The following is a 13,175-nucleotide window of genomic DNA, read 5'->3' on the forward strand; positions in this document are numbered from 1 at the left end:
TCGGCATCGCCAATGGCCCATTGCTGCCCGAAGACCATGGCTGTGAAGATTAGGACCAGGATGCGCGCCATATTTGCCACGATGGCGATGGGCAGGATCATGCTGAACAGCGCAAGCCTGCGCCACATGACACGCTGACGAAAATAGCTGAACAACGCGCCGACGACGAGCAGTGCAAACAACGAGCGCATGCCAGAGCAGGGCGCGGCGATGCCCACACTGAACAAGTCGCCCGCCTTGCGGCCCAGCTCGATGTTGGGCATGGATTGCAGCGCGGTGCCGGAGACGAGGGAATCGACGCCCACGCCATTGAGGAAATAGCCTGTGGTCTTCACCATGAGAAGCCGCATCTGGTAGCCGATGCTTTCCTCCAAAAAGGGAAGCGGCCACATAAGGCCGAGCATCAGCCAAGCGAACAACCTTGCGCGGCTGCGCTGAGCGCCTTCCAGCCACAGCGACGCGCCTGCAATCAAAGTCATGATGCCCAAGTAGCCGCAGTAGAAGTTGTTGGCACGAAATCCGGCGAAGTAGAGGAATAAAGCGAAGAGGATCAGCGCCACACCCCAGCGGCTTGAGGAGACTGGAAGCTGGGCCACCTCATTTTGACGCCGCCAGAGCAGAAAGCCGACAATGAACGGCAGCAGCGCGCCGTGCTGCCAGGTGGGGTCCTTCCATTGCATGAGCAGTTCGGAGAGGATCGTCCGGCGGAAATGACCGTAACCGGCCGCGTAAGGCTGAATGGCAATCAGGAGCAAGCCACTGGCCGCCAGCAGCGCCAGCACGAGCCATGATGATGTGCCCAAACGACTCATGATGATTGCTTGAGAGAGGAACCGCGAAAAGAATCGTCAACGCCCGGCATAATCAGTGATTTCTTTAACTGCCTTCTCCATTCTTGAATTTCATTGAAGGCAAAAGTCAGCAGTGCGATACGTGGAAGACACGCGGGCCATGGGGTCGCATCTATATAAGGCAGAAAGATTGAATCGTTGGGATGAGATTCAAAGACAAGCATATCAAAATATTCAATGCTCAAGACGCTGCTCATTTCCAAAGTGAACCAACTCGGCGACAACGTCGTGTACCTGCCCGTTGTGCAGGCACTTGTGGAGGCGCATCCTGAATGGCGCATTGTGGTGCTGACGAGTCCGACGGCGACGAGATTGTATGAAGTCTGCTGCCCTAAAGTGGAAGTCATCTCTTACGAGACGGCGGAATTTAATGGTGCATGGCGGCATCCCACGCGCCTGTGGCATTTTTGGCGGGACATTCGAAGCATCAAGCCGGACGCATGCCTGCTCGGCAGTGATCAGGGAAGTGTGGCGCACTTTCTCGCAAGGTTCAGCGGCGCCCGGGCGGTAGTCGGGCCGCTGTCCGAGCGGGTGAAGCTGAATGCACTCCTGAATCTCCGTCTGCCCTCGGATGGTGAGGAACATGTGGCGATCCATAACTGGCGCATCGCCCAGGCGCTGATCCGCCATTTGAAGCTGCCGGCTCTGCCAGAAAAAATGCCCCCTCCTGACTTGAGCGCCTTTGGCAGTGAAGACCATGGATCGGTGGTGGTGCATGCGGGTGCAAGCCGCGCCTACAAGCGCTGGCCACTGGAACGCGGCATCGAGCTGGCGAACAGGCTTTCTGCCCACCATGCGGTGACTTGGTTTGAACAGGGCGAAGCTGGAGAGGACATGCTGAAGCCGCAGGTGCGAAGAATAAAACCGGGGTCCCTGGATGAACTGGTGCGCGTGATAGCCGGAGCGAAGTACTTCATCGGCAACAATTCGGGGCCGATGAACATCGCCTCGGCACTGGGCATTCCAGGCACGATCTTCAACGGACCTTCGACCTCCAACTGGGATCCGCCCTGGCATACGGATGGTTTTGACATTCTGCGTGATCCCAAGCTGGCCTGCCAGCCGTGTGACCTGCTTTCGCACCCGGTGAATGCCTGCCAGAACAAGGAGCGGCCGATGGCCTGCATGGACCGCTGGAGCGTGGACGAGGTGCATCGGAAGATCGAAACGCGGTTAGCTGCGGCTTGAGTCCGTCCACTGCCGATTGACGAACAGATGAACGTCATCGCAGCCGGTTGATGTTTTGATGCGTTCAAACCCATGGGTCGTGAGCTTTCTGAGGAGTGCGTCCTGCTTGGCAGACTCTGCCGCGTGAATTTCGATCACAAGATAGTGAACACGCCGCAGGCTTTCGGCGGAGTCACCGAGCAAGACTTCGTACTCAGCGCCTTCGACGTCCATCTTGCAGAGATCCACGGCTACGTCGGCAAAGCCTCGATGCATGATTTCGTCCAGCGTAAGAACCTCTATGATGGCATCCTCACTCGCGGTTTCATCCTTAGCGCCATAGATGGAAAAGCCGGTGCCACCTGATGGAAATGAAAGTGTGAGTTCACGCGGATGACCACCAATGGCGACGTTCAGGATCTTTGGCCGAAGCCCGATGTTTTGCCTGATATTAAGAGAGAGCCGGGAATGAGTGAAAGGATTGACCTCGACGCAGGTGAGGGCGGAGAATTCGAAGCCGAGATCGAGGCAGAGAAGCGGGAAACCGCCGCCATTGGCACCGAGGTCCAGCAATCGCAACTGCCGTGGCAACTGCATCTCCTTAAACAGCTCCCGATACATCGGGCCCGCAATGCAGTCGCGGGTGCCGCTTTGATCTCCGGCGAGATGATCGACCAGGAACTTAAGCCTGCCTCTGGCATAGATCGTCCAGCCCAGCCGCCGGCCCAGCAGTCGCTGGCAGAGCGTGAAAAACACCCGGTCGAACTGGGTGATGGCACGCAGGCCGCAGAGGGCGTTGGAGAGCCTTTGAAACATGCGATCAGGCTTTTACCGCTTCGACAAAGAGATCTGGACTGGCCGTCATGCGGTCAATTCCAGGAGTTTGCGGTCCTTTGCCATGACGAAGCTGGATGAGCACGCGGCAGCAGCCGTAAACCAAGGTGCCGAGCAGGGCGCGCAAACGGCCGCCGAGGCCGGATGCGCAGTAATGCAAGCCGGAGACTCGGACCTCAGCAAAACCGCAGGCCCGGAGGCACTGAGCCAGGCTGCTGGGTGTGTGGCCGGTCTCATGTGTGAAGTCACCGTAGCGTGTGACGGAAGACATGGGGCTCTGTGCATTGAAGGTGATCATCCACAATTTCCCGCCGGGCTTGAGCGCGTTTCTGGCGGCGCGCAGGAAGCGGATGAACTCGTCTTTGGTGAAGTGTTCGACAATGTCCTTCGCATGCAGGAGATCAAACGCAGCGGTGTGTGATTCTAGGAAGGTCACTACGTTTTCCTCGACCCACTTGCGGTCGGGATCGTTTTGCCGGGCAATGGCGAGGTCGGAAGGCGAAAGATCGACACCGGTGAGCTGGGAGAAACCTTTGGATGAAATCCAGGCGATCCACTCGCCTTTGCCGCAGCCGAGATCGACGATGCTGGAACTGCGATCCGCAGGCAGGTGCGCGTGGGTCGCCTCGTATTGATCGTGCTGCATGCCGGCATCGAACGCCTTTTGACCTTCAAAAGAGGCGGAGTAGTTGCGATAGAGGATGTCCCGATAATTACTCATGCGGCGAGCTGGTGCTGGATGAAGGCGGCCCACTGTGCGGCGACGGCTTCATGGGTGTAGAGCCTGCGGGTGAGATCGAGCTGGCTCTGAGCGATGGTGGAATCATTCATCACCGCACGAATGCGACCGGCGAGCGCAGTGGCATCGCCATGAGGAAAAACGGCTTCTTCGTGACCGATGACTTCGGGGATGGCACCGCTGCTGGAACCGAGGGTGGCGACGCCGCAGGCCATGGCTTCGATGAGGACATGGCCGAACTGTTCCTCCCAGCAGAGCTGCATGGTGCGCACCGGTTTGCTGGCAAGCACGAAGACATTCAGGCAGCGCAGGAAAGAGGGAATTTCGAAATGCGGACGTGGAGGCAGCAGATGCAGCCATGGCCGAGTTTGCTGCTGTTCCTTGAGCCATGATTCGAGCCTGCCAGAACCGAGGATGGCGAGATGAACTTTCTGCAATGCATCGCAGGCTTGCAGCAGTTCATGGAGGCCTTTTTCCTCCGTCAGCCGACCGCAGTAGCCGATGATGAAAACGTCTGCGGGCAGTCCGCAGTCCTGGCGCAGCGTTGTGCGCTCGGCAGATGAAGCCGGCTGATGATTGTCGAGATCGACGCCGAGTTGCGGAGCGACGAGCACTTCGCCAGCGCGCGCGCCATATTTCTGCACGAGCTGTGACGCGGCCTGATTGCCGGCGATGATGAAGTCGGTCGTGGCGGTCATGGCCCGATAGATGGGAGCGAGCATGAATCCCTTCCAGCCGGGGCGTTCGACGTTCTCCCACGTGAACTCACCGAACAATGCGTGCGCTTGGAAGAAGGATTTCAAAAATCGTGCCTGCAAACAGACGCGGGCCCAGGGTTCATTTTCGACGAGCACCACATCAAAGGGTCGCGACCGCATGACGGCGGCGAGCCCTGAGTAGTGAAAGGTGGTGCTGGTCTGACCCGAGCGCGGCAGGCGGATGAGCTGGTAGTTGCGCGCAGGGGCGTCGGATTCGTTGTCGAAATCGGACGAGGGGCGTCCAAGCACCAAGTGCTGCTCAATGGTGGAGGTGACGCAGACGAGGTCGAAATGTGCCGCGAGCGCCTGGATCTTCTTGCGATTTTCGAGCGCGGCGTAGGTGTGGCCGATGAGCAGCAGAACGGGTCTCATGCGGGAGATGAGGCTGCGCCAAAGGCTGCTTCACAGACGGTAGAATCAGCGGCACATGCCTCGGCGAAAATTTGTTGCCAGTCTTCACCCGCAGGCAGGATGCTGTGGCGTTTGAGGAGCAGCTGGCGTGAGTTCTCCAGGGCGGCAAGGAAATCAGGAGAGTCGCGCTGGTCTTCGATTTGATGACAAGCCCGCGCCCAGGCATCGGGATCGAGATTGTGGAGCATGGGCACTGGATAGTGGCACTCTGAAAAGAGCTCAGTGAGGCCCATGCTGTGATTGGCGAGCACCGGCACACCGGCGGAAATGGCTTCCATCGCGGCGGTGAGTCCCGCAGGATTATCACAGGGAACAATGGGGAGCAGCACCATGGGAGCAGCATGCAAATGCTCCAGGTACTCACGATGGGAGGCGTTCACGACGAGCTCAAAACGCGGGTTGGCGATTTCGTCGGCAAAGCGGGTTTGCAGATAATCCACACGAGCGATGCGTGTGATGGAAAGACCGCTGTGGAGCAGAGGGGCGACGATGGATTCGTCACGACTGATATTGCCAGGGAGCAAGATGCGGGTTTTTGGCACATCATCTGGAGGCTGAAACCAGCCGGTGTCGATTTTCCACGGACGTAAAATCACCCGGTGGGCACCCAATTGCTGCGCTGTGGTGTCGAACTGCTCGGATGTGATGCAGTCGAGCTGAAAGGCGGGCGAGGCATTTTGCAGGCTGGAGACGAGTCTTTGAAGCGCGGTGTCGTGGTAGACGACACGACGAATGATTTTACCTTCAGTGGAAAACAGGCCGCAGCGGGACAGCAGGAGCAGGACCGTGTAGTGCATGCCATGGAGGCAATAGATCATGCGCGCCCGGCGAAGGGTGGCGTAGTGCTTCCAGACAAGGCGGAAAGCAGCGCTGAGGCGGCGAAGCGCACCGCCTTGTTTGCGGCTATAATCGCATTCGAGCTGCTCATCATTCTGGAACCATGCGCCCACGAGGGCACGGCCATGGGACAGCATGGGCACTGCATCCAAGAAACGACGAGGTCTGCCGCTGTAATCGTACAGCGCGTGAGGAGCCAGGACGACCAGTTGTGACGAATCAGCCATAGGGTAGATTTCGATTAAACGGTGACGTGGCTGCATGCGCGAAGGAAGGATGACGCATGTGCGGTGGAGGCTGTTCCGGCAGCTGCTTTTTCACCCGGAGTCCTTCCTGATGAATGATGCAGGCATTCAGTCCTCCGGCGATGAACCAGCAGAAGAAATTCACCGGGAAAGTCGAGGTGACATTGCCGGCAAAGATATTGTGGACGAGAAGACCGAACAAGATGCCAACCATCCAGAGGCAGATGCTGAAGACGGGCGTGCCGCGCAGCCCGAGCACGCTGCGATGAAACGAATGCAGGGCCAACGCCGCAATGATGAGCAGGATGCCGAGCGGCAGCCAGCCTATCTCCAGCAGCAGATTGGAGATGAGATCATGGCTCGCAACCTGATGTGCATCATGCAAATCTGCCGCGCCTTTGGTGCCGTGACCAAACATGGTCCACATGAGAGGATTGTGCGCAATGTCATGCATGCCGTCGAGGCGGTCGCAGATGGTCCAGAAGCGGGAAAACTGCACACCGATGGCGGTGCCGCCAAAGTTTTCGAGTGCCCAAAGCGTGAGCCTTGTGACGGCATTGATCAGTTCCTGAGCAAAAATACAGGCGGTGACGAACTTGGTGGCAACGGTGGCGTAGAGAGTCGCGGTGCCTCGTGCGCTGCGCAGCACCGGCAGCAGCAGGATGGGCAGCATCCAGTTGATGTTGGCGATACGCGCCATGCTGGCGATGCAGGCGACCACGAAGAGGACGAAAAGCACGAAACTCATGCCACCCCAGGCTCGGGTGCCGGTGTCGCGATGATGGCGGCGGACCATGAGTGCCAAGCAGGCGCAGACTGCGCACGTGGTGCCAAAGGGAGAGCTGTCCACCAACGTGGAGAACGGGCGGGGACGGACATCATCGAGGTGCTTGGAGAGCACGGTGAGACCGGACTGCAGGTATTCGATTTCGAAGTCGCTGAGGCCGAAGATCTGCTGCTTGATGCCGTACAAAGCGACGGGAATAAAGACGATGAGGCAGTATTTGATGAAGGCGATGATCTGCGCCGGAGTGCGGAAGATGCAGGGGACCACAAAGAGCAGGAACATGTAAGCCGCACCGTCTGCAAGCTGCGTGGCGGCCGCATTGAAGCCACTGCCACTGCGCAAAGCGGAGACACCGGAAACGGTGAAGCCGAGGAAGCAGACGAGCAGTGAAACGAGCTTGCGTCTGTGATGCAGGCTGCCGTCGTGGAGTGAACGAACCAAGGTGCCGATGCAGATGCCGGCCAGTGTCAGCGGGCAGAGAGCACGCACCCACAGGATGTCGTTCATGGTGACATGGCCGTCGAAGACCATCATGCGCTTGAGCAGGTCGCTGTAACCGGCATAGAGCACCATGAGATAAAGAGCCAGACGCGGCTGGAGAACTGCGAGGATGAACGAGCCGATGGAGAGGAACTGCGCCAGTGCGCCAATGGTGTTGCCACCTCCGAGCAGCACGGACAGCATGACATAGACGGCACCAAGGCCGCCGAGGAAGATGATGAAAGCCCTGCCTTGCATAAAAAATCAGGAGTGCAGCAGCGAGCGCATGCGCAGCCATGTGAAGCGCGGCAGGCCCATGAACGCACGAGTCATGAGGCCTGAGACGTTCAGGCGGAGCCAAGGTGAGAGATAGGTCCACACCACCCAGGCCAGCGTGTAGGACACCAGCGTGGCCCATGCCGCGCCGACACCGCCATGAGCGGGAATCCACAGCATGTTCAGCGCGGCGTTTACTGCGACGGCAACAATGACGGAAGGGAGGTTTGCGGCCAGCTTGTCTTCCACCGTCAGAACCTGTGTGCGGGCGATGCCGATGGCATACGGAATGAAGGCCCATGCATGCACACGCAGCATTTCAGAACTGCGGGAGAAACCACTGCCGAATGCCAAAGACATCCAGGGCGAGAGCAGCAGCAGTCCGGCTGCCACGGCAATGGCGAGCATGCCGGAGGCGGAAAAGTAATCGACCACACTTTTTTCAAAGCGCTCGGCGGTGTTCTGGCGATCCTGCATCAGCCGCGGCAGAAACAGCGTGGCAAGTATGCCCGGCATGAAGTAGGCCATTTCAGAAACGCGCACAGCGGCACCGTAGATGCCGGCCTCCTCCGTGCCGCGCAGCCATTCGATCATCATGGTATCGAGACGGAACAGCAGGATCAACGCAGCCTGGGAGGCAAGTTCAGGCCAGGAACGGCTGACGAGTGCGAAGGCACGCGAGAATTGAAAGGCACGCCATCTGACGCTGCCGCCGCACTGATGGAAAACGAATGCGCAGAGCGAGATGAAGATCCAGCCTTCCAGCGCATATGTCAGGGCAAAAAACCACAAAGGTGCCCGATACCAGATGCCGACCGCAATGCAGGCGGCGCTGATGATGAAGCCGGTAAATTGGGCGATGACGGACTGGGACACACGCCCGTGAGCCTCCAGCCAGGAGAGGATTTCGGTGGCGGGATTGGTAAGCAACTGCAAGCCATAAACGACAAGCAGCAGTGTGCCTTCCGGTTTGCGCCAGCCGATCCATGCGATCAGACCCGCGAAGAGAGATGCGGAAACGATGAACCGGGCCGTGATCGTGATGCCGAGCACGGCGGACTGGTCTGCGCCCTGCTTCATGAGTTCGCGCACGGTGTAGCGGGCGAAGCCGAGCTCGCCAATGCTCGATAGAACCGACACGGCGGCCATAGCGACGGAGATCTGGCCAAAGCCACTGCCACCGAGATAACGCGCAAGCGCGCAGGTGAGCAAGAAACTCAGTGCAAGGCGTACCACGCGCAGCGTCGTCGCCAGCGAGAAGGTTTTGAGGAGGTGGCTGCCAGCGGCCATGAAGGACGCGAAACGCGGGCTTTAAGCCGCCGCGAAGCTTTGCTCCGCGACATCGCAGAGGAGATGCCCGATGAGGAGGTGGCATTCCTGAACGCGTGCGGTGATGGCGGAGGGGGCTTTGAAGCTCAGTGTGGCTTCGGCCGCGCAATCCGCGCCTTTTTCGCCGGTGAAGGCGATGGTGACACAGCCGCGTTTATTCGCAGCCTGAAGGCCGAGGAGAACGTTTTTGCTGGTGCCTGAAGTGGAGATGCCAAGAACGACATCGCCCGGCTGGGCGAGCGCTTCGATCTGACGCGAGAAGACGGTGTCGTAGCCGAAATCGTTGCTATGAGCCGTGAGGATCGAGGTGTCGGTGGTCAAGGCAAGACCCGCCAAGGCCGGGCGATTGATGCGGTAACGCACGACGAGTTCGGCGGCGAGATGCTGCGCATCAGCGGCGCTGCCACCGTTGCCGAAGAAGATTATTTTTTTACCGTCCTTGAGCGCGGTGAGCCAGGCTGCGGCCAACGGAGCGATCTGATCGCTCATCGCACTCAATTTGACGATGGCGTCCTGATGCTCACTGAGATGTGTTTTGAAAAGAGAGGCGAATTCGGTGCTCATTTGGATGAGAAGGCTGCCAGCAACTCGTCTGGCGTCAATGTGGCGGTGCCGAGCTTGCCAACGACGATGCCGCTGGCGTGGTTCGAGATTTCGGCAGCTTCGAGAAGGCTGTGCCCGCTGGCGAGAGCGAGTGTGAGGAGGGCAATGGCGGTGTCTCCAGCGCCGGAGACATCAAAGACTTCACGCGCACGCGTCGGGATGTGATGAGGGGACTTGCCGCGCTCAAACAGCATCATGCCCTGCTCCCCAAGGGTGACGAGGACACTGGCGACGTTCCATTTGGCGAGCAGCACGCGGCCGACTTCGAGGAGTTCGTTGTTTTCGAGAGGGGCTTCGCTCAGAAGGTGGTCTTCGAGCCCTGCTGCAGCAAAGGCTTCGAGGCGGTTTGGCTTCACGAGCGAGACGCCGGCCCAAGGCAATGGATTGCGAGGGGAAGGGTCGACAGTGACGATGAGTTTGTGCTCGGCGGCGATCTTCGCGACCACCTGCATAAGCTTTTCAGTCATGAAGCCCTTGCCGTAGTCTTCCAGAATGATGGCGTCGAGGTTGGGAGCCAGATCACGAAGTCGCCGCTCTACTTCGATGAGTTCGTCATCGGTGAGCGGCAGCAGTTTTTCGCGATCCACACGAACGATCTGCTGCTGGCGTGCGGAGACGCGTGCCTTCGAGATCGTGGGCAATGTGGGGTGAACGAGTAGAGGGGCTGGATCGACCTTGTCTTCGATCAGAAGTTCCCGCAACTTGTCTGCAGCCATGTCCTTGCCGACGCGGCCCATCAGATGGGTGTTCGGAGAGAAGGGCGAGATGTTGCGCGCGACGTTGGCGGCACCGCCGGGATAGAATTCCTCGCGGGTGACTTCGACGATGGGCACGGGTGCCTCCGGCGAAATGCGGCGAACATGGCCCCAGATGAAGTGATCGAGCATGACATCTCCCACCACGAGGATGCGGCCTCGCGCGAGGCGTTGGAGATGATCGTGGGTGAAAGTCATTTGCTGCGGCGTGCGCGGACGGCGGCGGCGAGTTCGTCGAGCATGGCTGCGGTGGTCTCCCACGAGACGCAGGCATCCGTGATGCTCTGGCCGTAGGTGAGGGGCTGGCCGGGCTTGGTGTCCTGACGGCCTTCGACGAGATGGCTCTCAATCATCACGCCGGTGATGGCGGTACTGCCTGCGGTGATTTGTTCTGCCACAGAAGCGGAAGCGATAGGCTGCTTGCGGTAGTCCTTGAGGCTGTTGCCGTGGCTGCAATCCACCATGACACTGGCGGGAAGGCCACGTGCGGTGAGCTGGTCTGCGACGGTCTTGATGGAGGCCGCATCGAAATTCGTACCCGCTTTGCCACCGCGCAGGATGACGTGGCAGGCATTATTGCCTTTGGTGTTCACGATGGCGGCGACACCGTCTTTGGTCACTGAGAGGAAGCAGTGCTGGCCTTTGGCAGCTTCGATGGCATCCAGCGCGACTTGAATACCGCCGTCAGTACCGTTTTTGAAGCCCACTGGCATGGACAGGCCGGAGGCGAGCTGGCGATGCACCTGGCTTTCGGTGGTGCGTGCCCCGATGGCTCCCCACGCGACCACATCGGCGATGTACTGAGGGGTGATCACATCCAGAAACTCTGTGCCGGCAGGAACACCGCGTTTGGTGAGCTTGATGAGGAGATCGCGTGCGCCACGGAGGCCTGCGTTGATATCGAAGGAGCCGTCGAGATGAGGATCGTTGATGAATCCCTTCCAGCCAACGGTGGTACGCGGCTTTTCAAAATAGACGCGCATCACGATCTCCAGATCGGCCGCGTATTTCTCGCGTGCCTGTATGATGTGCTGGGCGTATTCGAGCGCCGACTTGGTGTCGTGGATTGAGCAGGGGCCGACAACGACGAGCAGGCGGTCATCCTTCAAGGTCAGGATGGCTTCGGCCCGTTTGCGCGAGTCTTCGATGAAGGCGGATTCCAGCTCTCCAAGACGGAACTCATGCATGAGCAGAGCTGGCTGGATGAGGGGAAGGATTTCGGCGACGCGAAGGTCGTCAGTGGGATGGGTGCTGCTCACGGCAAAAAAGGGGGGCAAAAAGCGGGCGCGCAGAATGGAGGAAACTCGCGGCGGTGGAAACCGAAAGTTCAGAGAAGATGCGAAATCTCAGTCATGCGGCAAGCTGCCGCCCATGGTGCCCATCACAAAGGCACCACCGCAGGTCGATGGGATTGGGGTGCGCACGGGACGCAGGCATGTGAGGCTAATGGTGGGCTTCCACTCATAGCAAATATGCCAATTACGGAAATTTTGCACGGATTGGGTATTTTGGCAAAGCTAAATATCTGGCAAGCCTTCATGAAATGCCGTTTCGTGAACAAGAAAAAAGGCGGTCGTTGCCGACCGCCTTTCGTGAAGTTGTTGGACTAGCGTCTATTGGAGGTCTTCACCCACGGCGTAACGCACGAAGCGGCGCACGATGAGATTTTCGCCCAGCTCGGTGATCTTGCCTTTGATCAGATTCGCGATGGTGAGTTCGGGATCTTTGATGAAGGCTTGTTCGAGCAAGCAGTTGTCGGCATAGAATTTCTCCATTTTGCCGTCCACGATTTTGTCCACGATGTTCGCGGGCTTGCCTTTGACCAGTTCGGCTCCGATCTCACGCTCCTTGGCGACGAGGTCCGCAGGGACGTCTTCGCGCTGGAGGTAGCGAGGGTTCGAGGCGGCGATGTGAAGGGAGATGTCCTTCACCATGGCCTGGAAGTTGTCATTGCGGGCGACGAAGTCGGTCTCGCAATTCACTTCGATGAGCACGCCAATGCGGCCAGCCATGTGGATGTAGGAGGCGATGATGCCTTCCTTCGTCTGGCGGTCGGCCTTCTTCTCGGCCTTGATGGTGCCGCTTTTGCGGAGGATGGTTTCAGCCTTCTCAAGGTCGCCAGCGGCTTCCGTGAGAGCTTTTTTGCATTCCATCATGCCTGCGTTGGTCTTTTCACGCAGGGTCATGACGAGTTTAGCGGAGATTTCAGCCATGTGTCGGTTGGGGGGTGAAATGGATTACTTCTTGGCTTCAGCGGTGGCGACGATGACAGGGTCGATCAGCTTCTGCAGGATGATGCGGATGGAGCGGATGGCGTCGTCGTTGGCGGCGATCGGGTAGTCGATGATGTTCGGGTCGGCGTTCGTGTCGACGAGGGCGACGATCGGGATCTTCAGACGGCGGGACTCGTGAACGGCGATGTGCTCGCGGGCGGAGTCAACGATGACGACAGCGTCAGGGATCTTGCCCATGTGACGGATGCCGCGCAGGTTGCGCTCAAGCTTGATACGCTCGCGGTTGAGGCCGGCGAGTTCCTTCTTGGACATGAGCTTGAACTCAGGCTTGCTCTCGATCTCTTCGAGGTAGTTGAGACGGGCGATGCTCTTCTTGATCGTCTCCATGTTGGTGAGCGTGCCGCCCAGCCAGCGATGATTGACGTAGAACTGACCGCAAGCTTCGGAGGCCTGCTTCACGGCTTCCTGAGCCTGGCGTTTGCAGCCGACGAAAAGGATTTTTTTGCCGCGGCGAGCGAGGTCGGCCAGGAATTCAGCGGCCGTGTCGATCTGCTTGACGGTTTCCTCGATGTTGAGGATGTGAATCTGGTTTTTGGTGCCCATGATGAAATTCTTCATCTTGGGGTTCCAGCGCTTGGTTTGATGTCCGAAATGGACTCCGGCTTCGACGAGCTCGGCGAGGATCTGTGTTGACATGTATTTGGTATCTAAAGGGCCTGTCTTCCGCACGTTTTGGGGGCAAAACGCTCAGCCACAAGGGCTGATCCGGTCGAACGGGCTTAGGTTTGAATCCTTTGGCCTGACCAACATGGCCCGGCAAAAGGGGCGCGATGTTACCGGCATCCCCAGCTACGGCAAGCAATTTTTCT

Annotated in this window: 13 protein-coding genes; 1 reads left to right on the forward strand and 12 read right to left on the reverse strand. The window is 58.8% G+C overall.

Going from position 1 to position 13,175, the window contains the following annotated elements:
* Positions 1 to 812, reverse strand: an 812-nt coding sequence (locus tag ACIREA_RS14035) for an exosortase/archaeosortase family protein (RefSeq protein ID WP_397382901.1), incomplete at its 3' end; no start/stop codon positions are given.
* 216 nt (positions 813 to 1,028) lie between these two features.
* Here ACIREA_RS14035 and ACIREA_RS14040 point away from each other — a divergent pair.
* Entirely contained in the window at positions 1,029 to 2,039 is a 1,011-nt protein-coding gene (locus ACIREA_RS14040; protein WP_397382902.1) for a glycosyltransferase family 9 protein, read from the forward strand.
* On the opposite strand, the gene ACIREA_RS14045 is transcribed toward ACIREA_RS14040, so the two are convergent.
* The 11 genes from ACIREA_RS14045 to rpsB all read right to left on the reverse strand — a co-directional run bounded on the left by ACIREA_RS14045 (position 2,025) and on the right by rpsB (position 13,002).
* Entirely contained in the window at positions 2,025 to 2,834 is an 810-nt protein-coding gene (locus ACIREA_RS14045; protein WP_397382903.1) for an FkbM family methyltransferase, read from the reverse strand. The two genes, ACIREA_RS14040 and ACIREA_RS14045, sit on opposite strands and share 15 nt — an antisense overlap.
* A gap of 4 nt (positions 2,835 to 2,838) precedes the next feature.
* Complete coding sequence (locus ACIREA_RS14050; protein ID WP_397382904.1) at positions 2,839 to 3,573, reverse strand: class I SAM-dependent DNA methyltransferase; 735 nt, start codon at positions 3,571 to 3,573, stop codon at positions 2,839 to 2,841.
* Positions 3,570 to 4,721 (reverse strand): glycosyltransferase, encoded by a 1,152-nt coding sequence (locus tag ACIREA_RS14055; protein WP_397382905.1) that lies wholly within the window; start codon positions 4,719 to 4,721, stop codon positions 3,570 to 3,572. The genes ACIREA_RS14050 and ACIREA_RS14055 overlap by 4 nt, the downstream gene beginning before the upstream one ends.
* The gene (locus tag ACIREA_RS14060; protein WP_397382907.1) at positions 4,718 to 5,824 is read right to left on the reverse strand and encodes a glycosyltransferase; all 1,107 of its coding nucleotides are present in this window, start codon (positions 5,822 to 5,824) and stop codon (positions 4,718 to 4,720) included. The genes ACIREA_RS14055 and ACIREA_RS14060 overlap by 4 nt, the downstream gene beginning before the upstream one ends.
* Positions 5,817 to 7,367 carry a hypothetical protein gene (locus ACIREA_RS14065; protein ID WP_397382908.1) on the reverse strand — a complete coding sequence of 517 codons (1,551 nt, stop codon included), beginning with the start codon at positions 7,365 to 7,367 and terminating at the stop codon, positions 5,817 to 5,819. The genes ACIREA_RS14060 and ACIREA_RS14065 overlap by 8 nt, the downstream gene beginning before the upstream one ends.
* Before the next feature lie 6 nt (positions 7,368 to 7,373).
* The gene (locus ACIREA_RS14070) at positions 7,374 to 8,675 is read right to left on the reverse strand and encodes a flippase (protein ID WP_397382909.1); all 1,302 of its coding nucleotides are present in this window, start codon (positions 8,673 to 8,675) and stop codon (positions 7,374 to 7,376) included.
* 21 nt (positions 8,676 to 8,696) lie between these two features.
* The gene (locus ACIREA_RS14075) at positions 8,697 to 9,203 is read right to left on the reverse strand and encodes an SIS domain-containing protein (protein WP_397382913.1); all 507 of its coding nucleotides are present in this window, start codon (positions 9,201 to 9,203) and stop codon (positions 8,697 to 8,699) included.
* A gap of 71 nt (positions 9,204 to 9,274) precedes the next feature.
* Positions 9,275 to 10,270, reverse strand: a complete 996-nt coding sequence (locus ACIREA_RS14080; RefSeq protein ID WP_397382910.1) for a bifunctional heptose 7-phosphate kinase/heptose 1-phosphate adenyltransferase — start codon at positions 10,268 to 10,270, stop codon at positions 9,275 to 9,277.
* Positions 10,267 to 11,331, reverse strand: a complete 1,065-nt coding sequence (locus tag ACIREA_RS14085; protein ID WP_397382911.1) for a 3-deoxy-7-phosphoheptulonate synthase — start codon at positions 11,329 to 11,331, stop codon at positions 10,267 to 10,269. Before ACIREA_RS14085 ends, ACIREA_RS14080 begins: the two co-directional genes overlap by 4 nt.
* A gap of 354 nt (positions 11,332 to 11,685) precedes the next feature.
* Positions 11,686 to 12,285, reverse strand: coding sequence for a translation elongation factor Ts (gene tsf / locus ACIREA_RS14090; protein WP_397382912.1), 600 nt, complete (start codon positions 12,283 to 12,285; stop codon positions 11,686 to 11,688).
* A 24-nt stretch (positions 12,286 to 12,309) separates the two neighbouring features.
* Positions 12,310 to 13,002, reverse strand: coding sequence for a 30S ribosomal protein S2 (gene rpsB / locus ACIREA_RS14095; RefSeq protein WP_395730002.1), 693 nt, complete (start codon positions 13,000 to 13,002; stop codon positions 12,310 to 12,312).
* Positions 13,003 to 13,175: the final 173 nt, after the last annotated feature.

It is taken from the genome of Prosthecobacter sp., assembly GCF_044373815.1.
In the GTDB taxonomy this organism is placed as follows: domain Bacteria; phylum Verrucomicrobiota; class Verrucomicrobiia; order Verrucomicrobiales; family Verrucomicrobiaceae; genus Prosthecobacter.